General features: G+C 73.0%; 24 protein-coding genes and 1 tRNA gene. 12 read left to right on the forward strand and 13 right to left on the reverse strand.

Features of this window, described 5'->3' with window-relative positions:
- The first annotated feature begins 41 nt into the window (after positions 1-41).
- Positions 42-1,226, forward strand: coding sequence for a UDP-galactopyranose mutase (glf, locus tag AMIR_RS00650; RefSeq protein WP_012782762.1), 1,185 nt, complete (start codon positions 42-44; stop codon positions 1,224-1,226).
- Positions 1,227-1,294: 68 nt separating this feature from the next.
- On the opposite strand, the gene AMIR_RS00655 is transcribed toward glf, so the two are convergent.
- From AMIR_RS00655 to AMIR_RS00685, 7 genes are all read right to left on the reverse strand, one after another.
- Positions 1,295-2,098 (reverse strand): SdrD B-like domain-containing protein, encoded by an 804-nt coding sequence (locus AMIR_RS00655; protein ID WP_012782763.1) that lies wholly within the window; start codon positions 2,096-2,098, stop codon positions 1,295-1,297.
- A 32-nt stretch (positions 2,099-2,130) separates the two neighbouring features.
- Positions 2,131-2,928 carry an SdrD B-like domain-containing protein gene (locus AMIR_RS00660; protein ID WP_012782764.1) on the reverse strand — a complete coding sequence of 266 codons (798 nt, stop codon included), beginning with the start codon at positions 2,926-2,928 and terminating at the stop codon, positions 2,131-2,133.
- A gap of 61 nt (positions 2,929-2,989) precedes the next feature.
- Positions 2,990-3,790 (reverse strand): hypothetical protein, encoded by an 801-nt coding sequence (locus AMIR_RS00665; RefSeq protein ID WP_012782765.1) that lies wholly within the window; start codon positions 3,788-3,790, stop codon positions 2,990-2,992.
- A gap of 507 nt (positions 3,791-4,297) precedes the next feature.
- Positions 4,298-5,194: a galactofuranosyltransferase GlfT1 gene (gene glfT1 / locus AMIR_RS00670; RefSeq protein ID WP_012782766.1), complete on the reverse strand. Its 897-nt coding sequence runs from the start codon at positions 5,192-5,194 to the stop codon at positions 4,298-4,300.
- Positions 5,195-5,197: 3 nt separating this feature from the next.
- Entirely contained in the window at positions 5,198-6,013 is an 816-nt protein-coding gene (gene wzt / locus AMIR_RS00675) for a galactan export ABC transporter ATP-binding subunit Wzt/RfbE (RefSeq protein WP_012782767.1), read from the reverse strand.
- 16 nt (positions 6,014-6,029) lie between these two features.
- Positions 6,030-6,941, reverse strand: a complete 912-nt coding sequence (gene wzm, locus AMIR_RS00680; RefSeq protein WP_012782768.1) for a galactan export ABC transporter permease subunit Wzm/RfbD — start codon at positions 6,939-6,941, stop codon at positions 6,030-6,032.
- 269 nt (positions 6,942-7,210) lie between these two features.
- Positions 7,211-7,759, reverse strand: coding sequence for a bacterial proteasome activator family protein (locus AMIR_RS00685; protein ID WP_012782769.1), 549 nt, complete (start codon positions 7,757-7,759; stop codon positions 7,211-7,213).
- 114 nt (positions 7,760-7,873) lie between these two features.
- On the opposite strand from AMIR_RS00685, the gene AMIR_RS00690 reads away from it, so the two are divergent.
- Positions 7,874-9,073, forward strand: coding sequence for a cysteine desulfurase-like protein (locus tag AMIR_RS00690; RefSeq protein WP_012782770.1), 1,200 nt, complete (start codon positions 7,874-7,876; stop codon positions 9,071-9,073).
- A gap of 137 nt (positions 9,074-9,210) precedes the next feature.
- On the forward strand, positions 9,211-9,852 hold the full coding sequence (locus AMIR_RS00695; protein ID WP_240438779.1) for a class I SAM-dependent methyltransferase: 642 nt from the start codon (positions 9,211-9,213) through the stop codon (positions 9,850-9,852).
- 234 nt (positions 9,853-10,086) lie between these two features.
- Here AMIR_RS00695 and AMIR_RS00700 read toward each other — a convergent pair whose 3' ends face one another.
- Together AMIR_RS00700 and AMIR_RS00705 are read right to left on the reverse strand one after the other, a co-directional pair.
- Positions 10,087-11,565 carry a hypothetical protein gene (locus tag AMIR_RS00700; RefSeq protein WP_012782772.1) on the reverse strand — a complete coding sequence of 493 codons (1,479 nt, stop codon included), beginning with the start codon at positions 11,563-11,565 and terminating at the stop codon, positions 10,087-10,089.
- Positions 11,566-11,688: 123 nt separating this feature from the next.
- On the reverse strand, positions 11,689-12,663 hold the full coding sequence (locus tag AMIR_RS00705) for an NAD(P)H-quinone oxidoreductase (RefSeq protein WP_012782773.1): 975 nt from the start codon (positions 12,661-12,663) through the stop codon (positions 11,689-11,691).
- Positions 12,664-12,707: 44 nt separating this feature from the next.
- Between AMIR_RS00705 and AMIR_RS00710 the strand changes: the two genes are divergently transcribed.
- Together AMIR_RS00710 and AMIR_RS00715 are read left to right on the forward strand one after the other, a co-directional pair.
- Positions 12,708-13,340, forward strand: coding sequence for a GNAT family N-acetyltransferase (locus tag AMIR_RS00710; protein WP_012782774.1), 633 nt, complete (start codon positions 12,708-12,710; stop codon positions 13,338-13,340).
- Positions 13,341-13,416: 76 nt separating this feature from the next.
- Positions 13,417-14,937 carry a M28 family metallopeptidase gene (locus AMIR_RS00715; protein ID WP_012782775.1) on the forward strand — a complete coding sequence of 507 codons (1,521 nt, stop codon included), beginning with the start codon at positions 13,417-13,419 and terminating at the stop codon, positions 14,935-14,937.
- Between the two features lie 77 nt (positions 14,938-15,014).
- Here the strand turns inward: AMIR_RS00715 and ypfJ are convergent, their stop codons facing one another.
- Positions 15,015-15,920: a KPN_02809 family neutral zinc metallopeptidase gene (gene ypfJ / locus AMIR_RS00720; RefSeq protein WP_012782776.1), complete on the reverse strand. Its 906-nt coding sequence runs from the start codon at positions 15,918-15,920 to the stop codon at positions 15,015-15,017.
- A 458-nt stretch (positions 15,921-16,378) separates the two neighbouring features.
- Positions 16,379-18,106 (reverse strand): bifunctional metallophosphatase/5'-nucleotidase, encoded by a 1,728-nt coding sequence (locus tag AMIR_RS00725; RefSeq protein WP_012782777.1) that lies wholly within the window; start codon positions 18,104-18,106, stop codon positions 16,379-16,381.
- A 195-nt stretch (positions 18,107-18,301) separates the two neighbouring features.
- On the opposite strand from AMIR_RS00725, the gene AMIR_RS00730 reads away from it, so the two are divergent.
- From AMIR_RS00730 to AMIR_RS00740, 3 genes are all read left to right on the forward strand, one after another.
- Positions 18,302-18,733, forward strand: a complete 432-nt coding sequence (locus AMIR_RS00730; protein ID WP_049796712.1) for a MarR family winged helix-turn-helix transcriptional regulator — start codon at positions 18,302-18,304, stop codon at positions 18,731-18,733.
- A 13-nt stretch (positions 18,734-18,746) separates the two neighbouring features.
- Positions 18,747-18,831 (forward strand) — tRNA-Ser (locus AMIR_RS00735).
- 231 nt (positions 18,832-19,062) lie between these two features.
- A complete protein-coding gene (locus AMIR_RS00740; RefSeq protein ID WP_012782779.1) occupies positions 19,063-19,812 on the forward strand; it encodes a sulfite exporter TauE/SafE family protein in 750 nt (249 codons plus the stop codon).
- Positions 19,813-19,888: 76 nt separating this feature from the next.
- On the opposite strand, the gene hisC is transcribed toward AMIR_RS00740, so the two are convergent.
- Positions 19,889-20,956 carry a histidinol-phosphate transaminase gene (hisC, locus tag AMIR_RS00745; RefSeq protein ID WP_012782780.1) on the reverse strand — a complete coding sequence of 356 codons (1,068 nt, stop codon included), beginning with the start codon at positions 20,954-20,956 and terminating at the stop codon, positions 19,889-19,891.
- A 121-nt stretch (positions 20,957-21,077) separates the two neighbouring features.
- Here hisC and AMIR_RS00750 point away from each other — a divergent pair, with 121 nt between their 5' ends.
- The gene (locus AMIR_RS00750) at positions 21,078-21,761 is read left to right on the forward strand and encodes a dienelactone hydrolase family protein (RefSeq protein WP_012782781.1); all 684 of its coding nucleotides are present in this window, start codon (positions 21,078-21,080) and stop codon (positions 21,759-21,761) included.
- 43 nt (positions 21,762-21,804) lie between these two features.
- Here the strand turns inward: AMIR_RS00750 and AMIR_RS00755 are convergent, their stop codons facing one another.
- Positions 21,805-22,173, reverse strand: coding sequence for a hypothetical protein (locus AMIR_RS00755; RefSeq protein ID WP_143760601.1), 369 nt, complete (start codon positions 22,171-22,173; stop codon positions 21,805-21,807).
- Positions 22,174-22,208: 35 nt separating this feature from the next.
- Between AMIR_RS00755 and AMIR_RS35210 the strand changes: the two genes are divergently transcribed.
- From AMIR_RS35210 to AMIR_RS00770, 3 genes are read left to right on the forward strand one after another with little or no spacing between them, the layout of a single operon-like run.
- Complete coding sequence (locus AMIR_RS35210; protein ID WP_012782783.1) at positions 22,209-23,585, forward strand: hypothetical protein; 1,377 nt, start codon at positions 22,209-22,211, stop codon at positions 23,583-23,585.
- Positions 23,570-24,931: a PPE domain-containing protein gene (locus tag AMIR_RS00765; protein WP_143760603.1), complete on the forward strand. Its 1,362-nt coding sequence runs from the start codon at positions 23,570-23,572 to the stop codon at positions 24,929-24,931. Before AMIR_RS35210 ends, AMIR_RS00765 begins: the two co-directional genes overlap by 16 nt.
- On the forward strand, positions 24,928-25,686 hold the full coding sequence (locus tag AMIR_RS00770; protein ID WP_012782785.1) for an ESX secretion-associated protein EspG: 759 nt from the start codon (positions 24,928-24,930) through the stop codon (positions 25,684-25,686). The genes AMIR_RS00765 and AMIR_RS00770 overlap by 4 nt, the downstream gene beginning before the upstream one ends.
- Positions 25,687-25,750 lie beyond the last annotated feature (64 nt).

Here is a 25,750-nt window from a genome sequence, read left to right on the forward strand (position 1 = left end):
TGCTCCCTGTCACAGCGGGTCACTGCCGTACCCTCGCGCTCGTGAGCTTCGCTGGATTTGATCTGATCGTCGTCGGTTCCGGTTTCTACGGCCTCACGGTCGCCGAGCGCGCCGCGTCTCAGCTCGGCAAGCGCGTCCTGGTCCTGGAGCGCCGCGACCACATCGGTGGAAACGCCTACTCCGAGGCCGAGCCCGAGACGGGCATCGAGGTGCACCGCTACGGGGCGCACCTGTTCCACACCTCCAACAAGCGGGTGTGGGACTACGTCAACCAGTTCACCGAGTTCACCGGCTACCAGCACCGCGTGTTCGCCATGCACGACGGCACCGCGTACCAGTTCCCGATGGGCCTCGGCCTGATCACCCAGTTCGTCGGCAAGTACCTGTCGCCGGACGAGGCGCGGGCGTGGGTCGCCGAGCAGGCGGCGGAGATCGACGCCAAGGACGCCACGAACCTGGAGGAGAAGGCGATCTCGCTGATCGGCCGCCCCCTCTACGAGGCGTTCGTGCGCGACTACACCGCCAAGCAGTGGCAGACGGACCCGAAGGAGCTGCCCGCCGCGGTCATCAGCCGCCTGCCGGTGCGCTACAACTTCGACAACCGCTACTTCAACGACACCTACGAGGGCCTGCCGGTCGACGGCTACACCGCCTGGCTGCAGAAGATGGCCGACCACGAGAACATCGAGGTCCGCCTGGGCACGGACTTCTTCGACGTCCGCGCCGACATCCCCGAGGGCACCCCGGTCGTCTACACCGGCCCGGTCGACCGGTACTTCGACTACTCCGAGGGCTGGCTGGGCTGGCGCACGCTGGACTTCGAGATGGAGGTCCTGAACACCGGGGACTTCCAGGGCACGCCCGTCATGAACTACAACGACGCGGACGTCCCCTACACCCGCATCCACGAGTTCCGGCACTTCCACCCGGAGCGCGAGTACCCGGCCGACAAGACGGTCATCGTCCGCGAGTTCTCCCGCTCCGCGGAGAAGGAGGACGAGCCGTACTACCCGATCAACACGGCCGAGGACCGCGCCAAGCTGGAGAAGTACCGCGAGCTGGCGAAGAAGGAGGCCTCCGAGCACAACGTGCTGTTCGGCGGTCGCCTGGGCACCTACAAGTACCTCGACATGCACATGGCGATCGGCGCGGCGCTGACCGCGTTCGACAACAAGATCGCCCCGCACCTGACCGAGGGCAAGGCGCTCGACGGCTCCCTGGACTGACCGGTCCCGGCTGACGGGAAGGGCCCCGGTGCGTCGCGCACCGGGGCCCTTCGGCGTGTCGGGTCAGCTCACCGCGCGCTGAGCGTGGTGGTGGCCGAGTTGTTGGTGTGGTCGGGGTCGAAGGAGTCGTTCCACATCGTGGAGAGCGTGAACTCGGCAGCGTCCAGCGGACGGTCGACCACCACGCGCGCCCCCAGCGTGAACGGGTGGCGACCCGCGCGGCGCCCGTCGGGCTGGCCGGTGACCTCGTTCGGCTTGTCGGTCGCGTAGAACGGCAGGTAGTCGCCCAGCCGGTCCAGCTTGGTGACGCCGTCGGGCAGGCTCAGCACGGCCGAGGTGCCGTAGCAGCCCGCGCCGTCGTGGCCGATGCCGCCGAGCACCTCCACGACGTCGCCCACGGCGTAGACGTCCTTGGCCGGGCTCAGGGTCAGGCCGGTGGGCTGGAAGTCGAAGCTGGGCGCGACCACGCCGCCGTTCGCGTTGGCGACGACCTCGCCCGCCCCCAGGTCGATCGGCAAGGACTTGCCGGTGCAGTGGCCGAACACGGAGTGGCCCCTGACCTCCGGGCCCCAGACGTAGCCGCTCAGCAGCCCGTCGGCCAGGTGCACCCGGTAGCCGCTGCCCGCGGGCGCCGTGATGGTGTAGCTGCCGTCCGCCTCGGTCCGGGTGTAGGTGCTGCTCAGGCCGTCGATGCCGACGTAGGCGCCCTTGAGCCCCGGCTCGCCCGCGTCACGCTCGCCGTTGGCGTTCAGGTCCTGCCAGATGACGCCGGTGACGGTGCCGGTGCCCTCGGCGGCCGACGCGGCGGGAGCCCCGCCGAGCGCCGCGGCCGTGGCGGCGATGGCCAGTGCGGTGATGCCTGCCTTGCGCATTGCTGTCCCCCCCAGTGCTGTCGGTGCTCAGGTCAGTTCGCGGTGATGGTGGTGGTGGCCGAGTTGTTGGTGTGGTCGGGGTCCTCGGAGTAGTTCCACATCGTGGAGATCCTGAACTCGGCGGCGTCGAGCGGCCGGTCGACCACGACGCGGGCGCCCAGCGTGTAGGCGTGGCCCGCCGCACGGCGCTCGTTCACCTGGCCGGTGACCTGGTTCGGCTTGTCGGTCGCGTAGAACGGCAGGTAGTCGCCCAGCCGGTCCAGCTTGGTGACGCCCGCGGGCAGGTCCAGGGTGGCGTGCGCCCCGGAGCAGCCCGCGCCGTCGTGCGTGATGCCGCCGAGCACCTCGACCACGTCGCCCACGGCGTAGACGTCCTTGGCCGGGCTCAGGGTCAGCCCGGTCGGCTGGAAGTCGAAGACCGCGGGCACCAGGCCGCCGTCCACCCGCGCGGTCTCGCCCGCCCCGACGCTGATCGGCGCGGTCTCGCCGGTGCAGTGCCCGAACGCCGAACCGCCCTCGGCCTGCGGGCCCCAGACCTTGCCGAAGCCGCTCTGGTCCCCGAGGTGCACCACGTGGCTGCCCGCCGGTGCGGTGATCGAGTAACTGCCGTCCGCGGCGGTGGCGACGTAGCTGCTGTTCAGGCCCTTGATGCCGACGTAGGCGTTCTTGACGCCCGGCTCGCCCGCGTCGCGCAGGCCGTTGGCGTTCAGGTCCTGCCAGACGAAGCCGGCGACGGTGCCGGTGGCCTCGGCGGCCGAGGCGGCGGGAGCCCCGCCGAGCGCCGCGGCCGTCGCGGCGATGGCCAGTGCGGTGATGCCTGCCTTGCGCATTGCTGTTCCCCCAGTGCTGGTGGTCGTGCTCGGTTCGGTTCGTGCCGGTGGTGGTGCGGTGTCAGCTCGCGTTCAGCTGCACGCTGGCGGAGTCGTTGGCCGGGTTGCTGTCGAACCAGGCGCTCTTGACGGTGATCGTGGCGGCCGACAGCGGGCTGTCCACGACGAAGCGGGCGCCGATCGCGCCCGGCGTGCCGGGGGCCTGGCGGTCGGCGGTCCAGCCGGTGACCGTGCGGGGGCCGTCCGACATGTAGGGCCGCAGGTCGCCCAGGCGGTCCAGCTTGGTGACGCCCTCGGGCAGCTGCACCTCGGCGAACAGCTGCGCGCAGCCGGGGCCCTCGTGGCCGATGCCGCCGAGCACCTCCACGACGTCGCCGACCGCGTAGACGTCCTTGGCGGGCGAGAGGGTGATCGGGGCGGGGCTGTAGTCGACCTTGCTGGTCACGAAGCCGCCGTCGTAGCCGGAGAGCACCTGGCCGGGCTCCAGCACGACCGCGCCGCTCTCCCCGGTGCAGTGGCCGAACACCGAGCCGCCCTCCGCCTCCGGCCCCCACACGGCCCCCCAGCCGGAGCGGTCGGCGGCGTGCACCTGGACGGCCAGGCCCGACGGCGCGGTGAGCGAGTAGCCGCCGTCCTCGGCGGTGGTGGTGTAGCTGCCGCCCAGGACGCCCACGTAGGCGCCCTTGATGCCGGGCTCGCCGGCGTCGCGCAGGCCGTTCGCGTTCAGGTCGTTCCAGATCACACCGGTGACGGTGGCCTCGCCCCCGGCGGGACCGGCCAGCGCGGCCGGGGCCGCGGCCAGGGTCGCGGCGGCGGCGGTCAGCGCGAGCGCGGCGATGCGTGCGGTCTTCTTCACGGTCATTCCCCCAGTGCTGGCGCCCGTTGCCGGGCGGAAGGTGTTGTACCGAGCGGTTCGCGGAGCGATCAAGGCGCGAAGTGAGCGGAACTCGCTTTTCGTCGTGGCCGGTGGGAAGCCCTCGCGGACCTCCCACCAGGCGCGACGCGGAACCCCGGTACCCCCAGCACCGGACTTCCCCCAGCTTCGGGACACCGCGCCCCCCGTGCGCGGTTCCCCCCACCGCCACCTCGGCCCCGGCCGGACCGCGACGCCTCGCGACGCCGCGGCCCGCCGTGCGACGGCCGACCGGTCCGAGGGCCTCCCCCGAGTCCCCCGCGCGGCGCCGCTCGGCGGGACCCGGTCTCCGACCGCGTCCCCAGCGCCCCTCCGGTCCATCTCCGCCTCCTGAGCGAGGAGGCGGCTCCTCCGCCTCACAACGAGAAGACTGCCGCGACGTGCTCCGGAAAAGCTGAAAGCGGCCCTTGAGGAATCCTCAAGGGCCGCTCCAGGTCCGTCTCCGCGCTCCGGCGCTCACTTCCGGAAGAAGCGCTCCCGCTGGCCGAGCCTCACCAGCTTCAGCCACTCCACGAACGCCTTGGGGTCCTTGCGGACGCCCAGGAAGTACAGCCCGAACCGGGCCAGCTCCAGCAGGCCCAGCTTGCGCATCCCCGGCTGGGACAGCAGGTAGCCGCGGTTGCGGTAGGTGTAGTACCGCTTGATCTGGTTCTCCGGGTCCTGCGCGTGGAACCGGCCGCCCAGCATCGGCTTGAACTCGTCCGAGCCGTCCGGGTGCAGGTAGGCCACCTTCAGCGAGGTGCCGAACGGCAGCCCGCTGCGCACCAGCCTGCGGTGGATCTCCACCTCGTCGCCCCGGAAGAACAGCCGGTAGTCCGGAACGCCGACCACGTCGAGCGTGGACGCCCGGAACAGGGCGCCGTTGAACAGCGACGCGATCCCCGGCAGGAAGTCGGAGCCCAGCGCGCCGGTGTCCCGCTTCCAGGTCAGGCCCCGGCGCATCGGGAACGCCAGCTTCTCCGGGCGCTCGATGTTCGTGACGACCGGGGAGATCGCCGCCAGGTTCCGGCGACCGGCCTCCTGGAGCAGCACCTCCAGCACGGTCTCGTCGGCGGGCCTGCCGTCGTCGTCGGCCAGCCACACCCAGTCCGCGCCCAGCGAGAGCGCGTGCAGCATCCCCAGCGCGAACCCGCCCGCGCCACCGAGGTTCCGGTGCGACACCAGGTAGGTGGTGGGGATGGGGCACTCCGCGACCAGGTCGTCCACCGGCTGGTCGGGACCGTTGTCCACGACCACCAGGTGATCGAGCTGCCTCGTCTGCGAGGCGAGCACCTTGAGCGAGTCGGCCAGCAGTTCGCGCCGGTGCCGGGTCACCACGACCCCGACGACGGACCCCTTGGGCAGTGCGCTCACGTCCTACTCGCCACCGTTCGCAGTCGTGACCTTGGACTGACCGAGCCTCTTGAGCGTTTCCTCGCTCATGTTCGCGAACGGGTCGCGGCCCTTGTAGGCCGTCAGGACCTCGCGCAGGTCGCCCTGCTGCTTGACCCGACCCTCGTCCATCCAGATCGCCTTGGTGCACAGCTCGGCGAGCCACTCGTCGGCGTGCGAGGCGAACACCAGCAGGCCCGCGCGGTCCACCAGGTCGTTCAGGCGGTCGCGGGCCTTCTCCAGGAACGCGGCGTCGACCGCGCCGATGCCCTCGTCCAGCAGCAGGATCTCCGGGTTGATCGAGGTGACCACGCCCAGCGCCAGGCGCACCCGCATACCGGTCGAGTACGTGCGCAGCGGCATCGACAGGTAGTCGCCGAGCTCGGTGAACGACGCGATGTCGTCGACCCGCTTCTCCATCTCCTTGCGGGACATCCCGAGGAAGAGGCCGCGGATCATGATGTTCTCGTACCCGGAGATCTCCGGGTCCATGCCGACGCCGAGGTCGAACACCGGGGCGACCTTGCCGACGATGCGCGAGCTGCCGCGCGTCGGCTCGTAGATGCCCGCGAGGAGCCGCAGCAGCGTGGACTTGCCCGCGCCGTTGTGGCCGACGAGCCCGACCCGGTCGCCGTGCTTCAGCGAGATGTTGATGTCGTGCAGTGCTTCGATGATCGGGACCCGGCCCTCAGAGCCGATCTTGCCGCCGACCTTGCCCAGTGCGAGCTTCTTCAGCGACCTCGACTTCGCGTCGAAGATCGGGAAGTCGACCGAGGCGTTCCAGACGTCGATGCTGACCATTTGCTTACGGCCTCACTCAGACCCAGTAGGAGACGCGCGCGCGGTAGTTGCGCAGCGCCACGAGCGCCAGTGCCCAGCCGACCACGGTGAAGGCGCCCACGACGACCCAGTGGTGCCAGTCCTGCGCGTGGCCGAGCAGCGGCGCGCGGACGATCTCCAGGAAGTGGTACAGCGGGTTCAGCTCCGCGATCAGCACTCGCCAGTCGCCGCTGCCCTCGCCGAGCTTCGACAGGATTCCGGTGTGCCAGACGATCGGCGTCATGAAGAACACCAGGTTGATGAAGCTGTGGATCACCGGCGGGATGTCGCGGAAGCGAGTGCTGATGATGCCGAACAGCAGCGCCACCCACACCGCGTTCACCGCGAGGAGGAAGAAGCCGGGGATGGCGAGCAGGATCGTCCAGCTGATGCCGGGGTGCAGGTTCGGGTCGCCCTGCATGTGGTACGGCTCGGAGAGCGTGCCGAAGAAGATTCCGGCCACGATCACGTAGACGACCAGGTTGTGCACGAAGAACAGCATCTGCCGCCACACGAGGCGGAGCACGTGCACCGTGATGGGCGCCGGGAGGTGCTTGATCAGCCCCTCGTTGGCGATGAAGACGTCCGTGCCCTCGGTGATGCAGCCGACCATGAAGTTCCAGATCAGGAACCCGGCCGTCATGTAGGGGAGGAACGTCGAGATGTCCTGGCCGAACAGCTGGGAGTAGAGCAAGCCCATCGCCACGGCCGTGGTCCCCATGGAGATGGTGATCCACAGCGGGCCGATCACCGACCGGCGGTAGCGCTGCTTGATGTCCTGCCAGCCGAGGTGCCCCCACAGCGCCCTGTTTCGCCAGGCGTCGCGCACGTCCGCGAACGCGCGTGCGAACGTGCGGGAGTCAGGTGCGAGGGGTGCCTGGGGGTCGGCGACCGTACTAGTGGGTTGCACGGTGATTGAGAGTACCGGCGACGCTTTCTTGTGTTCCCCGCCGGTCGGTCACGTTGCGATTACTGCCTACCGCAGCCGTGGATGTTCGTCACTCGAACGAACAAGCACCCGGTGGTTTTAGATGCACGCGTCGTAGTGAAAAAGCCGGATCATCCCCTCTTGTTCCGCCAACCATGTCTCACAGTGACCGGCGGCCGGGTACGGTGCCCGCGCGGACCCGCCCCCCGGACCCGCGCCGCGGGCCCTCGGGGACGGGTGCGTGGGACAGCTCACAGGTACTGGCCGGTCCCCTTGAAGTGCCCGCCCTCGGTCGACGTGGCGGAGGAGCCGCTGCCGGGGGGCAGCGCGCGACCGCGCATCTGCTCCAACTGGGCGCGCGCCGCCATCTGCTGGGCGAACAGCGCCGTCTGGATGCCGTGGAACAGGCCCTCCAACCAGCCGACGAGCTGGGCCTGGGCGATCCGCAGCTCCGCGTCCGACGGCGTGCCCTCCTCGGTGAACGGCAGCGACAGCCGCTCCAGCTCGTCGCGCAGCTCGGGGGCCAGGCCGTCCTCCAGCTCGTGGATGGACCGCTTGTGGATCTCCTTGAGCCTGGCCCGGCTCGCCTCGTCGAGCGGAGCCGCCCTGACCTCCTCCAACAGCTGCTTGATCATGGTGCCGATCCGCATGACCTTCGCGGGCTGCTCGACCAGCTCGGTGACGTCCTGGGGCACCCCGTCCTCCCCGCCGCCGAGGCGGGCCGCCCCCACCGGGGCGCCGTCCGGGCCCACGACGATGACGTGCTGGTCGGCCTCGGCCTGCTCGCGTGGCTCGTTCATGCCACCATCCTCGCCCGCGCCCCCGCCCGGTGCCGAACCGGCCCCGCGACATCCCGCGCCGATCCGGCCGCCCCTCCTGTCGCGGCCCGCCCCCCGCTACGTACGGTGTGCGGCATGGCGTTCGACGTCGCACGGGTCCGCGGCCTCTTCCCCGCGCTCGGCGACGGCTGGGTCCACCTGGACGCGCCCGCCGGGATGCAGGTGCCCGAGCAGGTGGCCACGGCCGTCTCCACGGCGCTGCGCGCACCGGTCTCCGGACCGGGCGGCATCTTCCCCGCCTCGCAGCGCGCCGAGGCCATCGTCGACGCGGCCCGCCGCGCCGTGGCCGACCTGGTCGGGGCCGACCCCGCGGGCGTGGTCCTCGGCCCCAGCTCCGCGGTGCTGCTCCAGCGGCTGTCCGACGCCCTGTCCGAGGGCTGGTTCCTCTGCGACGAGGTCGTGGTCTCCCGGCTCGACCACCCCGGCAACATCGCGCCGTGGCAGCGCGCCGCCCAGCGCACCGGCAGCGTCGTGCGCTTCGCCGAGGTCGACATAGAGACCTGCGAGCTGCCCGCGTGGCAGTACGACGAGCTGATCACCGACAAGTGCAAGCTGGTCGCGGTCACCGCCGCCTCCGGCGCGGTCGGCACCCGCCCCGACCTGCCCAGGATCGGCGCCGTCGCGCGCGAGCACGGCGCGCTCGTGGTGGTCGACGCCTCCGCCGCCGCGCCGTTCGTGCCGCTGGACATCACCTCCATGCGCGCCGACGTGGTCGCCGTGTCCGCCAACACCTGGGGCGGCCCGCCGGTCGGCGCCCTGGTCTTCCGCGACCCGTCCCTGCTCGACCTGCTGCCCTCCGTCGCCGTCGAGGCGGGCGCGCGGGGGCCGGAGCGCCTGGAGCTCGGGCCGCACGCCTACCCGCTCCTCGCGGGCCTGGTCGCGTCGGTGGAGTACCTGGCCGGGCTGGACGACGCGGCCATCGGGCCCCGGCGGGAGAAGCTGCTCACGTCGCTGGGCTCGGTCAAGGCCTACCAGGCCGGGCTGCTGGCGAACCTGATCCACGAGCTGCGCTCGCTGCGGCACGTCACGGTCATCGGCGACGCGATGCGCCGGGTGCCCGCGCTGGCCTTCACGGTCGCCGGGGTCAAGTCCGCCGAGGCCGTGGAGCACCTGTCCGAGCGCGGGGTCTGCGCGTTCGCCGACCCCGGCCAGCACGGGGTGTTCTCCGTGCTCGGCGTCGGCGAGGTCGGCGGGGCCGTCCGGGTCGGGCTCGCCCACTACACCAACGCGGCCGAGGTGGACGACCTCGTGCGGGCGGTCGCCGAGCTGGGCTAGCGGCGGCCGGACCCGCGGACGACTGGGCCCGCGGCTCTCGTCCGGGTGGACTCGGCCGGGCAGACTTGGCGGGGCAGACTTGTCTGGGCGGCGCTCCCGCGCCCGCCGAGGGCCTCGGACTTGGAGTGGGAACGGGCTTGGACGAAGCGCTGGCGAGAGAACTGGCCGACCTGTCCGCGCTGCACCGCCTGGCGCCCCTGATGTCGGAGTACCTGCCGTCGACAGCGCACGAGCTGAGCCCGTCGGCGCTGGTCGCCCTGCTCGACGAGGTGCTCGTGGGCTCCCGCACGGTGCTGGTCGAGTGCGGCTGCGGCTCCTCGTCCGTGGTGCTGGCGAGGCTGCTGGCCAAGCGCGGCTTCGGGCACCTGCTGTCGCTGGAGCACGACGAGCGCACCGCCGCCTTCGTGGCCAGCCAGCTGCGCCGGGAGGGCCTGGGTCACGTGGCGCGCGTCGTGCACGCCCCGCTCGCCGCGCACCCGGCCGCCGGTCCCGGCGGGCAGTGGTACGCGCCGTCGGCGGTGCGCGACGAGGTGTCGTCGTTCGTGGACAGCCACGGCCTGGTCGACCTGCTCATGGTCGACGGCCCCCTGCTGGGCGACTCGCGCTACCCGGCGCTGCCGGTGTTCCGCGACGTGCTCGCGCCGGGCGCGGCCGTGCTGGTCGACGACGCGCACCGGCCGGGGGAGCGGGCGGTGCTGGAGCGCTGGTCGCGGGAGTACGCGCTGCGCTTCCGCCCGACCGGCGGCACCTCGCTCGCGGCGGCCACGGCCCTGGCCTGAGCCCGGCGCCGAGCACCTGGGCCCGAGCACCTGGGCCCGAGCGCCTGGGCCTGGGCGCCTGGGCCCTGGCGCCGGTGGGCGCTCAGGCCGCGCCCCCGCCGGGCGGCGCCCCCGGCGGGCCGGGGTTGTCGGGGTCCCGGCGGCCGAGCAGCTGCTCCAGCGCCTTCCGCAGCTCCTCGACCCCGGCCTCCCGCGCGGCGTCCAGGTACTGCTCCCACCGCTGGGCCAGGTCGTTCAGGGTCCGCTGCCAGTCGGGCCCCAGCCCCCGAGGTCGACCAGCCGACCGCTGTCCTCCAGCCCGCCCTTGCCGATCTTGTCGGACTTGTGGCCGTGGAAGCTGCTCTCGGGGTTGGCGGTCTTCTCGGTCGACCTGGCGGTGTGCTCGTAGCCGACCGGGTTCGGCACCTTCTTGCCGACGACCGGCAGCCTGGGCGCCGTGGTCTCCATGCCGATCTGGACGGAGCCGTTCTTCCACAGGTTCGGCGGCTGGAAGGCGAGGAACAGGTGGCCGTGGCCGCCGTCCGGGGTGATGACGTCGTTGTTGAAGTCGCGGTTGCCCCACCCGCCCGCCGCGAGGTTGAGCCCGTGCATCCGGTGCCAGAGCCCGAAGCCCGCGATCAGCGCCAGCGCGTTCTTGAACGACGCCATGCCCTCGCCCTGCTCCACGAACTTGTTCTCGAACGCCGTGCCGAGCTTCATGTGGTGGCTGGAGAAGGGCCTGCGCTCCTCGAGCGCCTTCAACCGCAGGAACTCGTTCATGAAGAACGGGTTCTCGCCGAGCCGCAGCCGGGGAACGCGGACGTTGACCCGGCCGCCGTGCGCGAGCGCCCTGGTCACGTCCCCCTCGGTGTAGTCGATGTGCGCGCCCTCCCCGTTGTAGACCTTCAGCCCGGCCTGCAGGAGCACGAAGACCCGGATCAGCACCTCCCTGGCGCGGGTCACCACCTGCTTCTGCCTGGCGGCCTCCGCGCCGGTGACCTCGGGGGGAGCGTCCTCGCGCAGCAGCGTCTCCACGTACGCGCTGGTGATCTGGTCGCCCTGCTGCTGCTCCAGCCGCGCGATGTCCTCGGGGGGCACGCCCCTCTCCCGGAAGAACAGGCTCCGGCCCAGGGTGTAGGCGGGGGAGTTGAGCTGCGCGTCGGGCGCGGTGGCCGCGTGGCGCTGCCGGAAGGCGATGGTCGCCAGCAGGACGCGCCTGCCGGGGTCGAGGGAGTTCCACTGCCGGTAGGAGCCCTCGGCCAGGTACCGGTCCGCCGCCTCGCGCGTGCCGACGCCGACGGCGTCCAGCCACGTCGGGTCCGCCTGCTCGATCGCGGCGAGCTGCGGGCCGGTGAACATCGGGCCGTTCCGCTGGCGGGTGTGCAGCGCCGCGCGGACCGCCGCGACGCGCGCCGGGGAGCCGGGCTCCCCGCCGCCGGGGGCGAGCGCGTTCGCCAGGTCGGACTCCGGGGTCGCCTTCTTCTTGCCCTTGGCCTCCGCGCTCGGCCCCGGCCGGTCGTCGTCGCCCTGGTCCTCGACCATCCGCTGCACGATCGCGCTCGCCGCGCCGTTCCCCGCCCGCTGCTGGATGCCGATCAGCTCGCCGGTGCTCAGCGCCGAGGGCGGTTCGCCGCTCGCCGCCTCCTCGCCCGCGCGGGGCGAGCGCGCCCGTGGTGCGGGCACGCGCGCCGCCGACCGCCGGTCCTGGTCCGGCCGTGCCCGGTCCGAGTGCATGGGGCCTCCCGCCTCCGGTGATCATCTCCGAAGGTAGGCGGCGCCACCGCCCCGGCAGAAGGGCTCCAGGGGCACCGGAGGGACCTGTCCCGGTGCCCCGTCGGGCACCTCAGCCCTCAGCCCTCAGCCCGTGGCCAGCACCAGCTTCCCGAACACCGCCCCGCCGCCCTCCAGCGCCCGGTGCGCGTCGGCCGCGCGCTCCAGCGGCAGCACCTCGTGCACCACCGGCCGCACCCGCCCGTCCGCGACCAGCGGCCACAGCCCCTCGCGCACCGCCGCCACGACCGCGCCCTTGCCGGTCCGCCCCTCCACCGGCCGGTGCCGCAGCCCCGTCGCGATCAGCGAGGCCCGCTTGCCCAGCATCTTCCCCAGGTCCAGCTCGCCCTTGACCCCGCCCTGCATCCCGATCACCACGAGCCTGCCGTCCGGCGCGAGCACGTCCACGTTCCGCCCCAGGTACGACGCGCCCATGTTGTCCAGCACCACGTCCGCCGCGCCGACCACCTCGACGAAGTCCTGCTCCCGGTAGTCCACCAGCACGTCCGCGCCCAGCTCCGCGCACCGCGCCAGCCGCTCCGCCGACCCGGCGGTCACCGCGACCCGCGCCCCCAGCGCCTTCCCGACCTGGATCGCGTGCGTGCCGATGCCGCCCGCGCCGCCGTGCACCAGCAGCGTCTCCCCGGCCCGCAGCCCGGCCAGCACCACCACGTTCGACCACACCGTGCACGCCACCTCGGGCAGCGCCGCCGCCGTCACCAGGTCGACGCCCACGGGCACCGGCAGCAGCTGCGCGGCGGGCACGACGACCCGCTCCGCGTACCCGCCGCCCGCCAGCAGCGCGCACACCTCGTCGCCCACCGACCAGCCCTCGACGCCCGGCCCCAGCGCGGCCACCACGCCCGAGCACTCCAGCCCCAGCACCTCGGACGCGCCGCGCGGCGGCGGGTAGTGCCCCTTGCGCTGGAGCAGGTCGGCCCGGTTCACGGCGGTGGCCGCCACGTCCAGCAGCACCTCGCCGGGGCCGGGTGCGGGGTCCCGCACCTCCGACCACTGGAGCACCTCGGGCCCACCGAACTCACTCAGGGTGATCGCACGCATGAAAATCAACGGTAATCCGATCTTCGGCGGGGCACCATCCAGGCATGAACCCCTGGCCCTTCCACGACCTCGTCATCACCACGCCCAGGCTCGAACTGCGCCCGGACGACGACGCGGGCCTGCTCGAGCTCGCCGCCGAGGCGCAGCGGGGCGTCCACCCGCCGGAGTACATGCCGTTCGCCTTCCCGTGGACCGACGCGTCCGCCGACCGGCTGGCCACCAGCACCCTCCAGCACCACTGGCGGATGCGCGCCGCGCTCACCTTGGACGACTGGTCGCTGAACTTCCTGGTGCGCCTGGACGGCCGGGTGATCGGCACGCAGAGCGTGGAGGCCAAGGACTTCGCCGCCACCCGCGAGGTCATGACCGGCTCGTGGCTCGGCCTGCGGCACCAGGGCTCGGGCCTGGGCACCGAGATGCGCGCCGCCGTCCTCGCCTACGCCTTCGACCACCTGGGCGCGGTCCAGGCGCGCTCGGCCGCGTGGGAGGACAACGCCGCGTCGCTCGCCGTCAGCCGCAAGCTCGGCTACCGGCCCGACGGCACCAAGGTCGCCGTGCGCCGTGGCGAGGCGGTCACCGAGATCCGGCTCCTGGTGACCCGCGAGCAGTTCACCCGCCCGACCTGGAATCCCACGGTCGAGGGACACGCAGCGTGCGCAGAACTGCTCACCGCGTGAAGAAACCCCCGGCCGAAGGATTGCGGGCGCACCACCGGGTTTAGGAGGGTGCCGCAATCCGAGTGAAGGGCAGCCCATGTCAGCAAAGAACGGAGTCCGACGCGCGGTGGCCATCGCGGCGTCGGCTTCCCTCGCGCTGGTGGCCGTACCGACCGCGACCGCCGCCCCGGCCGGTCCGGACGGCCCCGCACTGGCGAAGAAGCTCACGAAGGAGGTCGGGGTCGACGGCGTCAACCGGCACCTGATCGCCCTCCAGCGCATCGCCGACCGCAACGACGGCAACCGCGCCGTCGGCACCCCCGGCTACGACGCCAGCGTCGACTACGTCGTCGGCAAGCTGCGCGGCGCCGGGTACGAGGTGACCACGCCGCAGTTCACCTACCCCGTCCAGGTCTACGACGCCGCCACGGCCGCGGTCGGCGGCGACGAGTACGAGGCGCTGGCGCTGGAGGAGTCGCCGCAGACGCCCGTCGGCGGCCTCACCGGCCCGCTGCGGGCCGTGCCCGAGGACGCCACCCCCGGCTGCGAGGCGGACGACTTCGCCGGGCAGGACTTCACCGGCGCGATCGCGCTGATCCGCCGGGGCGCCTGCACGTTCGACGTGAAGCACCGCAACGCCGCGGCGGCGGGCGCGGTCGCCGTGCTCGTCGCGAACAACGCCGACGGCCCGCTGTCCGGCGTCACCCTCGGCTCGCCGGGCGTCGTGCCCACCGGCGGGGTGAGCAAGGCCGACGGCACCGCGCTGTTCGGCCGCGCCGGGCAGCAGGTGACCGTGGACCTGCGGTTCCACGAGGAGAACCGGGTCGCCCGCAACGTCATCGCCCAGACCAGGACCGGCCGCTCCGACAACGTCGTGATGGCGGGCGCGCACCTGGACAGCGTCGAGGAGGGGCCGGGCATCAACGACAACGGCACCGGCTCGGCCGGGCTGCTGGAGACCGCGCTCAAGCTCGGCGGCTCGCCCAAGGTGAACAACGCGGTGCGGTTCGCCTGGTGGGGCGCCGAGGAGCTGGGGCTGGTCGGGTCCACCGAGTACGTGCGGGCGCTGGACTTCGAGCAGCAGCTGGACATCGCGCTGTACCTGAACTTCGACATGATCGGCTCGCCGAACGCCGCGTACTTCGTCTACGACGGCGACGACTCGGACGGCGTCGGCGCGGGCCCCGGCCCGCACGGCTCCGCCCAGGTCGAGCAGGCGTTCACCGACTACCTGGCCGCCGCCAAGGGCGTCGAGGTGGAGGGCACCGACTTCGACGGGCGCTCGGACTACGGCGAGTTCATCGCCAGGGGCATCCCGGCGGGCGGCCTGTTCACCGGGGCCGAGGGGAAGAAGACCGACGACCAGGCCGCGAAGTGGGGCGGCGAGGCGGGAGCCGCGTTCGACCCGAACTACCACGGCCCCGGCGACACCCTGGCCAACCTCGACCGCACGGCGCTGGACCGCAACGCCGACGCGCTCGCCTGGGTGACCGCGAGCTACGCGATCAGCACCGAGGACGTGAACGGCGTCCCGCCGCGCGCGACCAGGTCGACCTCCCGCGCCGCGGCCCAGGCCCGCGCGGCGGTGGTCCACCCGAGCCACGCGGACGTGGCCTAGCGAGCGGCCCGGCACACAGCGAGGGGGCGTCCCGCCGGTGTGGCGGGGCGCCCCCTCCTCGTCTCCCCCGGACCGGGTCAGCCCAGGTCGTCGGTGTCGAACGTCCCGCACTGCGCCGGGTTCCCGCTCCGGTACCCGGCGGTGTACCACTTCTGCCGCTGCTCCGAGGAGCCGTGCGAGAACTGCGTGGTGTCCACCCGGCCGCCGCCCAGCTCCTTCTGGATGAAGTCGTCGCCGATGCGCGCGGCGGCGTCCAGCGCGGCGGCGATGTCCTGGTCCGTCACCCCGGTGATCAGCGGCTTGCCGGACGCGGCGGGCGTCGTGGTCGCGTGGTTCGCCCAGGCGCCCGCGTAGCAGTCCGCCTGGAGCTCCAGGCGCACCGAACCCGACTTCGGGCCCGTCTCCCCGCCGACCCGGCTGGAGGTGCCCAGCAGGTTCTGCACGTGGTGCCCGTACTCGTGCGCCAGCACGTACGCCTCGACGAACGGACCGCCCGTGGCGCCGAACTTCGTCTTCAGCTCCTGGAAGAAGGTCAGGTCGATGTACACCTGCGAGTCGGCCGGGCAGTAGAACGGGCCCGACGCGGAGCTCGCGCTGCCGCAGCCGTTCGTGCGCACGCCGCCGGAGAAGAAGTTGGTCTGCGCGGCCTTGTAGGACCGGCCGGACCGGGCGAACTGGTCGTTCCAGAACGCCTGGATCGAGTTGATGAACGCCACCGCGCGGCAGTCGTCCGAGCGGTTCGCGTCGGCGCCCGTGCGGCACTTCTGCCCCAGGGACTGCGACCCGACCTGCTGGTTCTGCCCCACGTCGCCGAACCCGGACCCCTGCGGCAGCGGGACGCCGCCGCCGATCTGGTTCAGCACCAGGTAGATGATCACGCCGACGATCCCGAGCCCGCCCCCGCCGAGGGCGACCCTTCCGCCGACGCCCCGCTGGTCGTTGACCTGCGAGGTGTCCAGTTCCGCGTCCTCGTTGAACTGCACGAGGTTCCTCCACAAGTCGCGTCCGCCACGGGCTGCGATCAACTTTAGCCCCGGACGCGCCAGGAGGTGGGCCCGATCCTCCGGGCCCACCTCCTGGTTTCTTCCACTACGGGAGTGACGTTCGCGTCCGGCGCGAGGTTGGCGTGGACCTCGGGCGGCGTCGTTCGAGACGGCGCCGGAGAGCACCGGGTCAACAGCGTCAAGCGCGTGGACTGCGCCCGATCCCTCCGCGGGACTGCGGGACGTCACTGAGAGGACATGTCAGCACCGCACCACCTAACCCTTCCGGAGTGCGAGCCGGGTTGTTCCCGGCCGCCGTTCCTGGTTTCGAGGATGCGCCTGCTCCCCACGTGATCGCAACCCGCCTGAACTGGTGAAACGACGACACACCGTCCGTGGAGGACAGTGGTCGCGGACGGTGAGCGGGCCGTGCGTGGCCCGCCCACCGCCCCACCCGACTACGGGGTGGTGGTGATGCGGTCCAGCGCCGGGGCGGACACGTTGGGGTGCGTGGCCAGGTAGCCGGCGAAGGCGTCCAGGTCGATGCCGCCACCGGTCACCGAGGTGCCCGCGGTGAAGGCGCTGAAGCCGTCGCCGCCGCCCTGCAGGAAGCTGTTGATCGTGATCCGGTAGCTGGCGGCCGGGTCGACCGCCGTGCCGTTGATCGCCAGGTTCGAGATCTTGGCGCCCTGCGGCGCGGACGCCGACCAGGAGTAGGTCAGGCCCGCCGACGGCTGGAGCACGATCTGCCGCTGCGCGCCGTTCACGGTCTGCCACTGCTGCTCCAGCGCCGCCTTGAGCTGCGCGCCGGTCAGCGAGACGGTCTGCAGGATGTTGCCGAACGGCTGCACGGTGAACGCCTCGCCGTAGGTCACCACCCCGTCGCCCTCACCGGCGGGCGAGCCCGCGTAGGTCAGGTCGGCGCGCACGCCGCCGGGGTTCATCAGCGCGGCGACCGCGCCGTTGCCGGTGGTGGCGGCCAGCTGCGAGTCCGCGATCAGGTTGCCCAGCGGCGACTCGCCCGCCGGGTTCTGCGCCCGCAGGACGTCCGACGCGATGGTGCCGACCTGCTTGTTCGCGATCGGGCCCGCCTTGGTCTTGGCCTGGTCGATCACGGCCTGGATCTTCGGGTCCGGGGTGACGTCCTGGGTGACGACGTGGTTGCGCGCCTTGGTGGCCGAGCGCACGACGTCGCGGGTCCGCTTGTCGATCTTCAGGTCGACCACGGACAGCTCGCGGCCGAACGCCAGGCCCTCGATGAACGGGCGCGGGTTGCCCGCCGGGTCGGTGACCGTGCAGTTGTACTGCTGGTGGCTGTGGCCGGAGAAGACCGCGTCGATCTTCGGGCTGACCTTCTCCGCGATCAGCCGACCGGGCCCGCCCGAGACCGTGTTGCAGTCGTCGGGGCCGCCGCCGGTGGTGTTGTCGCCCTGGTGCACCAGCAGCACGATGGACTTGACGCCCAGCCAGTTCAGCAGGTCCGCGTACTTGTTCGCGGCGGCGATCTCGTCGCCGAACTTCAGGTCCTTGATGCCGTTCGGGTCGACCAGGATCGGCACGTCCTTCAGCGGCATCCCGATGAAGCCGATCGGCACGCCGTCGCGGAACTCGACCCAGAACGGCGGCAGCGCGGGCAGGCCCGACTTGGCCAGGGTCACGTTCGCGCCGAGGATCTTGAACTTCGCGCCGGTGTACGACGGGCTGAACTGGCAGCCGTCGACCGGGTGGCAGCCGCCGTGCTGCATCCGCAGCAGCTCGCGGTAGCCCTCGTCGAACTCGTGGTTGCCCGCCGCGGTCGCGTCCATGCCGACCTTGTTCAGGATCTCCACGGTCGGCTCGTCGTGGAACAGCGCCGACACCACGGGCGAGGCGCCGATCAGGTCGCCCTGCCCGACGATCACCGAGTTGCGCACCTCGGACTGGAGCTTCTTGATGTGCGTGGCGTTGAACGCCGCGCCACCGGCGTTGACGGTGGTCCCGTCGGACAGGGTCACCCGCCCGGAGGAGCCCGTGGGCGGCTCGATGTTGCCGTGCAGGTCGTTGATGCCGATCAACCGCACGTCCACCGTCTTGCCCGACGCGCGGCCGTCCGCCTGCGCGGGCGTCGCCGGGGACTGCGCGAGCAGGACCGCGGCGCCGGCAACGGCGGTCGCCGCCAGCGCGGCGCTCCGTCTGAACCAGGTCATGTTGGGGACTCCTAGGAGGAGGCGCGCTCCGGGTAGGGGAGGAGCGCGTTCGGCGTGGCAGTCTGCCGCGCGCGGGTGAAGGGCACCAGACATCCCGGAGGATCGTCCGTTAACGGAGATGTCGCGGTCGGGGCCGCGCGCGGCCTTAGCCTGTGCGGTGTGGGAGCTGAACCGCGGTGGTTGGACGAGGGCGAGATGCGCGCGTGGCGCAACTACGTGGTCGGGGCGGCGATGCTCTCCGACCGGCTGCACCGCGAGCTCCAGACCGACCACGACCTGTCGCTCGCGGACTACGAGATCATGGTGCGGCTCTCCGAGCAGCCGGGCGGCCGGATGCGGATGTCCCAGCTGGCGGAGGACGTCGCGTCGTCCAAGAGCCGGGTGTCGCACCAGGTCGCGCGGATGGAGAAGGAGGGCCTGGTCAGGCGCCGCGAGTGCCCGGAGGACGGCAGGGGCGTGTTCGCCGAGCTGACCGCGGACGGCGCCCGCCTCCTGGAGAACTCCGCCCCGACGCACGTGCGGGGCGTGCGCGAGCACATGGTGGACCTGCTCAGCCCGGAGGAGCAGGAGGTCCTGGCGAAGGTCTTCAACCGGGTCATCACGCACCTGCGGGGGTCGGACGGGTAACCTCGTCGCGCAGGGAAGCGTGGCAGAGCGGCCTAATGCACCCGCCTTGAAAGCGGGAGACCTTCACGGGTCCGGGGGTTCAAATCCCTCCGCTTCCGCACGTGGTCGAAGGATTCGAGTCGGGCCGTTCCGCTTTCGGGTGGGACGGCCCCTCGGCTTTTCGGGTGATAACCGGTCGCGCCGGAAAACGTGCGCCGCCCGGATCGCGTCCCGCTGCTCGCCCGACCCCTCCGCAAGTGATCGTGAGATGGATCGCCGCCCCGCCACAACGCCGGGCACCCGGTGTTAGCGTCCGCGCGCTGTCCGCGACCGACGGGGAGGGGCACGTGATGACGGTGTTCGAGGCGGTCGTCGTCGCTCTCGCGGGGATGTTCGCGGGCGCCATCAACACCGTCGTGGGCTCCGGCACGCTCGTCACCTTCCCCGTCCTGCTCGCCATCGGCTACCCGCCCGTGGTCGCCAACGTCTCCAACAGCCTCGGCCTGGTCCCCGGCTCGCTCAGCGGCGCCTACGGGTACCGCGAGGAGCTCAAGGGCCAGGGGGAGCGGATCAGGCGGCTGCTGCCCGCCTCCGTCCTCGGCGGGATCGTCGGGGCCGTCCTGCTGGTCGTGCTGCCGGAGTCGGCGTTCTCCGCGATCGTGCCCGTGCTCATCGCCGTCGCCCTCGTGCTCGTCGTCGCCCAGCCGTGGATCAACCGCAAGCTCGCCGAACGCCGGCGGCCCGCGCACGGCGGCGCCGCCCTCTGGATCGGCGTGCTCCTCGCGGGCATTTACGGCGGCTACTTCGGCGCCGCCCAGGGCGTGCTGGTCATGGGCCTCATGGGCGCGCTCGTCAACGACCAGCTCCAGCGCATGAACGCCCTCAAGAACGTGCTCACCGCCTTCGTGAACCTCGTCGCGGGCGTCCTGTTCATCTTCATCGCCGACGTCGAGTGGCTGGTCGTCCTGCTCCTCGCCCTCGGCGCCGTCGTCGGCGGCCAGATCGGCGCGAAGATCGGCCGCAGGCTCCCGCCGCCCGTGCTGCGCGGCGTCATCGTCCTCGTCGGGCTCGCCGCCATCGCCCAGCTGCTGCTCGCCTGACGAGCCGGGCGAGCCGGGTGAGCCGGGCGAACGGGCAGGCGGGGCGGGCCCCAGGAGAAGAGGCCCGCCCACCGCCTCAGCGCTCGAACGACCGCGCCGCCACCAGGAACGCCTCGTTCTCCTCCGGCGACCCGATCGTCACCCGCGCCCCGTCACCCGCGAACGCCCGCACCACGACCTTCCGGTCCAGGCAGTGCTCGTTGAACGCCGCCGTCCGCTCGCCCAGCGGCAACCACACGAAGTTCGCCTGCGTCTCCGGCACCTCGTACCCGGCCGCCAGAAGCTCCGCCCGCACCCGCCCCCGCTCCACGACCAGCCCCCGGCACCGCTCCAGCAGCTCGGGCTCGGCGTCCAGCGACGCGATCGCCGCCACCTGCGCCAGCGCGTTCACCCCGAACGGCACGTACACCTTCCGCAGCGCGTCGGCGACCTGCGGCGACCCCACCGCGTACCCGACCCGCAGCCCCGCCAGCCCGTACGCCTTGGAGAACGTCCGCAGCACCGCCACGTTGTCCCGCCCCCGCGACCAGTGCGCCTTGGCCAGCTCGACCCCGTCCGGCACGTGCGGGTCGTCCACGAACTCCTTGTACGCCTCGTCCAGCACCACGAGCACGTCGTCCGGCACCCGCTCGACGAACCGCTCGACCTCCTCGGTGCGCACGGCCGTCCCGGTCGGGTTGTTCGGGTTGCACACGAACACCAGCCGCGTGCTCGGCGTGATCGCCTCCGCCATCGCGTCCAGGTCCAACCCGTGCTCCGGGGTCAGCGGCACCCGCCGCTGGGTGGCGCCCACGACCTGCGTGATGATCGGGTACGCCTCGAACGAGCGCCACGGGAACAGCACCTCGTCGCCCTCGCCGCAGGTCGCCTGCACGAGCTGCTGGCACAGCGTGACCGAGCCGCACCCCACCGCGATCTGCTCCTCGGGCACCCCGAGCTTCCCGCTCAGCCGCTCCACGAGCGCCCCCGACCCGCTGTCCGGGTAGCGGTTGACCGAGGTGGCCGCGTCCGCGATCGCCCGCACCACGCTGGGCAGCGGTCCTGCGGACACCTCGTTGCTCGCCAGCTTGATCGCCCCCGGAACGCTCCGGCCCGGCACGTACGGGGGCAGCAGCGAGAGGTCCGGGCGGGTGCGCACGCTCATCCAAGGTCTCCTTGTTCCGGGTCCGACCTGCACGTTATCCCCTGCAAACCGAGATGTTGCACACGCGGAGTACGGATCCTCACGTTGACCGCTGTTCACCCCGGCGTGGAAGGGTTGGGACATGAAGCAGACCCGCATCGAGACCCTCCAGCTCACCGACGGCCGCGAGCTGCGGATGACCGTCGCCGAGCCGGAGTCCGCCGTGCGCGGCGGACTGGTCGTGCTGCACGAGGCGCGCGGTGTCACCGACGCCGTGCGCGGTCTGGTGAGCGGCCTCGCGGCCGAGGGGTGGCTGGCCGTCGCGCCCCACCTGTACGCGGACGACGAGCTCGACGACGACCAGGCGGGCACGGCCGTCAGCGGGCTGGACGGCGAGTCCGTCCTGGCGGACACCGACGTGGCCTTCGTCTGGCTCGGCCAGCGCGGCGTGAGCACCGACCTGATGGGCGTCGTGGGCTTCGACCTCGGCGGGTCGGTCGCGATGGCGGTCGCGGCGAGCCGCAGCGTCGGCGCGGCGGTGACCGTCGGCGGCGGTGGCGTGCTCGAACCGCTCGCCGCCGGGCTGCCCCCGCTGGTCGACCTCGCGCAGGAGCTGGCCTGCCCGTGGCTCGGGCTCTACGGCGCGTCGGACGACGGGGTGCCCGCCGCCGAGGTCGCCAAGCTCCGCGACGCCGCCGCCGGGGCCCCCGTGGCCACCGACGTCGTCCGCTACGAGGACTCCGAGCACCGGTTCGACACCTCGCCGTCCAACGCCTCGGACGCGTGGCAGCGCGCCCTGAACTGGTTCGATTCGCATCTCCGGTAGTCATTTCGCTACCCCTTGGAACCAACTTGGGTAGCGGGTACATCTAAGGAGGCGCGTCCAGGGCGTGTGGCCGCGCGCGCCGGTAACGCGCGGCGAGGTTGCGGCGAGAACGCAGTGCTAGGGGGTAGTGGATGAGTGACGGGAACACGGTGCGGCTGACGCAGGCCGCGCCCGCGGGCTTCCTCGGGGCGCCGACGCCCGCGACCGGCCCGACGCCACCCGCCGACACGGCGTCGACCCAGGTCGTGCGGCCCGGCGACGTCGCGGCGGCGCACGCGCTCGGCGGCCCTCCGGGCACACCAGCGCGCGCCGAGGAGGAGGACGGGACCGAGGCGCCGGGCGCCGCGGCGACCAGGGTGCTGTCCGCGCTGGACGTGGCCGCGCTCGTCGCGCCCGCCACGACGACCCTCATCCAGGGCATCACCCGTACGGGTCACCCTGAAGGGGGTGATACCCGACGGGGCGACGAAGCACCTCGGCCCGGCCGAGCTGGCCGAGGCGGGGCGCGCCGTCACCCAGTCCACCACCCAGACGATCTCGCTCAAGGACCTCGCGCACGCCCTGCCCGCGTCCTCGACGACCCACAAGATCACCGCGGCCGACGCCAGGCCCGCGTCGACCGGGCAGGGCCCCGCCGCGACCCAGGTCGTGCCGGGCGCCCAGCCCGGTGGCGCGCGCACCACCCCACCGGGGAGCACGCCGCCCGGAGGCGCGACCGCGGCGGGCAGCGCCGCTCCCCTCCCGCCCGCGCCCCAGCAGCAGTCCGCGCAGCCCCAGGCCGCGCAGGCGGCGGGCGCGCAGGGCAACCAGATCGTCCACGGCCCGGTCAGCCCGGCCTCGACGCCCGCCGCGCCCGCTCCCGCCGCGCCCGCTCCCGCCGCGGCCCAGAACGCCGCGCACCAGACCCCGGACGCGCCCCCGGTGCTGCCCACGGCCGCCGCGCCGAGCGGCATGTCGGCGGGCACGACCGCCGCAGCGGGCGCGACCGGCCCCGCCGCCGCTCCGGGCGCCACCGGGACGGCCGCCGACCCGACCACGGCGACGGCCGCCGCGCCGATCTCCGAGCCGATCTCCGGGACGCTCGCGGACCCGACCTTCGCGACGGCCGCCGAGCCGGCGGTCGCCCCCGCGGACCTCGACCCCGCCGACCTCGTGGCCGGCGTCCCGCTCGGGGCCACCACCGAACCCGCCGCGACGACCGGAGCCGCGCCGATCCCGGCCGCCCCGCTCCCCGCGGCGCCCCCGCAGACCGCCGACCCGGCGACCACCGCTGCCCCGTCCCCGGCCGCGTCGACCCCCGCGCCCACCACGCCCGCCACCGATCCGGCGACCGCCGACCCGGTGACCGCAGGCGCGACGACCGCGGGCGCGACGACCGCGGGCGCAGCTGCCGCCGCAGGCGACCCCGCCGAGGGCGACGCCAGCTTCACCGGGGCCGCCAAGGCCGACCTGGAGAAGGCGGGCGCCGCGCTCGACGCCGTCGACAAGGGCCAGGTCAAGCTCGCGATGGACAACCAGTCCGTCGACGAGCTGCTCAAGCTGATCACCGAGGCCCGCGACATGGTCAGCTCCGTCCACGTCACCGCGCTCACCAGCCTCGACGTGGAGCTGCGCTTCGGCGACAACTGGGTCGGCCGCTCGATCAGCAAGCGCCTGCACGACCTCGCGGTGGGCGACGAGTCCTCGGCGGTCAACGTGATCGGCGACTTCCTGCGCATCCTCCTCGAGGTCGAGGAGACGATCCGCAAGGCGGCCCGCAACATCAGGAACGCGGACGACGACGCCAGGGACAACTTCAACAAGTCCGGGTGGGGGCACCACTGATGGCAGGCGAGCAGCGCGACCACCGGAAGAACGGCGACCACGCCAACCAGGGCGGTGGCGACCAGGGCGGTGGCGACCACGGCGGCTACGGCCGGGGCAACGAGCCGTCCGAGCTGGGGCAGAAGGTCGACTGGATGACCTACACGCACCAGCAGCTCTACGACATGGTGCACACGGGCGTCGACCTGGACAGCGCCACCAGCGCCAAGGCGGGCTGGAGCGGCATCGGCAAGTCCCTCGGCGAGGTCCGCGACCTGCTCGTCAAGGCGATCAACCAGTCCAGCCAGGCGTGGGAGGGCGAGACCGCCGACCGCGCCCGCGAGGGCCTGGAGTCGGTGATGAAGTGGGCGCAGAACACCAGCGACCACGCCGAGAACGTCGCCACCTGCATCAACGAGGAGATCCAGCACGTCGTCACCGCGCGCGAGCAGATGCCCGCGCCCGTGCCGCCGACGCTGCCCACCGCCGTCGTGCCCGGAGCCGTCGCGCCCGGCGCGGACCAGGCGCTCGTCCCGTCCGCGATCGCGCGCGCCGCGGACGTCCCGGCCACCTCGACCGCCGAGTCCGCGCTGACCGGCTCGTCGACGCTCGGCTCGGCGCTGCGCCGCACGGCCACGCCCGAGTCGTTCGCGGGCCTGGACACCGTCGCCGCCCCGGCCGCCGAGACGACCGCCGTCGCGGACGCCACGCACCGCCAGGCCGCCGAGGTCATGGCGATGTTCCAGCAGAACTCCTACGCGGTCGACCTGACCGTCCCCAGCTTCAGCGCCCCGGTGAACCCGGTCGCCACCCCGACCCCCGGCGCGCAGGTCCCGCTCGCGCCGGGCGGCGCGACGGCGGACGGCCCGGCGGGCGCGGGCGGTTCCGCCGTGGTCAACCCGGCCGCCACGACCGGTCAGAGCAGCGCGGACCGGCAGCGCCAGCAGGGCGGCGGCTCGGCCGGGCGGATGCCCGCGGGCGCGGGACGCGGCGCGGGCGGCTACGGCGGCGGCGGGGTGTTCGCGCGCGGGCGCGTCCCGTCGTCCGGCTCCGGCTCCTCCGGCGGGGCAGGCGGCGGCTCCCTCGGCGCGACCCCGATCGGCGCGGGCGGCTCGTCCGCGAACGTCGGCTCCGGCCACGGCGCCTCCGGCTCGCCCGGTGGCGTGACCAGCCAGTTCCAGGCGTCCAAGGCGGTCGCCCCGCAGCACGGCATGATCGGCGCCACGCCGATGGCCGCGCCGCCCCCGATGGCGGCGGGCATGGGCGGCGGCGGCAACGACTCGCGCAACCGGCCGGACTACCTGGAGGACGACGAGAACGTCTTCGGCCTCGACCACAAGGCAGCCCCCCCGGTGATCGGCCTGTGACCGAGCGCGTCTTCCGGCTGAGCGAGCAGGAGTTCTTCCTGCTCTGGCAGTCGGTCCACGGTCCGGACGTGCCGGTGCCGCTCGGCGCCAGGCACTACGGCCACACCCAGGCGGAGCGCGCCGGCCTGGTCGAGTCCGCGTCCCGCGCGCTCGCGGGACGCGGACTCGGCACCGTGCAGCGGCCCGACGAGCAGCTGCACGACATCCTGCGCGGCCTCGGTGAGTACGAGGTCGGCCTGGAGGTCGTGTTCTCCAGGGGCGGCGACCAGGGGCGCGGGCTGGCCACCGCCGCGTGGCACGGCGCGTTCGCCGCCCGCGCGGCCGGCCAGGTCCAGCTCACCTCGTTCCACGCCACCGCGCTCGCCACCAAGACCATCGCGACCCTGCCCGCCGCACCCACCGGTTCCGGCCGCTCGGTCAGCGTCCGCTGGACCGACTACCTCGCCGCGGGCGAGGCCGGGCGGGTGGACGGGGCCGAGGGCTTCCTGGAGGCGCTGCGGTCGGTCGGCGTGCGCGAGCCGGAGGCGAACACCCTGCTGCGCGCGGTGATCTCCCGCAGGGGCGGCGGCCAGGTCGCCGTGATCGCCCGCAACCGGGCGGGCTACCTGCGCCCCACCGGCGGCGCGGTGTCCTGGCTGGACACCGCCGAGGGCCGCTACCTGGTCCGCCGCGACGGCCCGTGGCTGGTGCTCGCGCCCGCGAACGCCCAGCGCCTCACCAGCGCCCTGGAGGGCGTGGTGGCGGCCGGTCGCTGACCGGCGGCCGTCCGGGAACGCCGCGCACCCGTAGGCGGCCCACCCGCCGTTCCGCCGCGACGGC

This window comes from Actinosynnema mirum DSM 43827, assembly GCF_000023245.1.
GTDB lineage: Bacteria > Actinomycetota > Actinomycetes > Mycobacteriales > Pseudonocardiaceae > Actinosynnema > Actinosynnema mirum.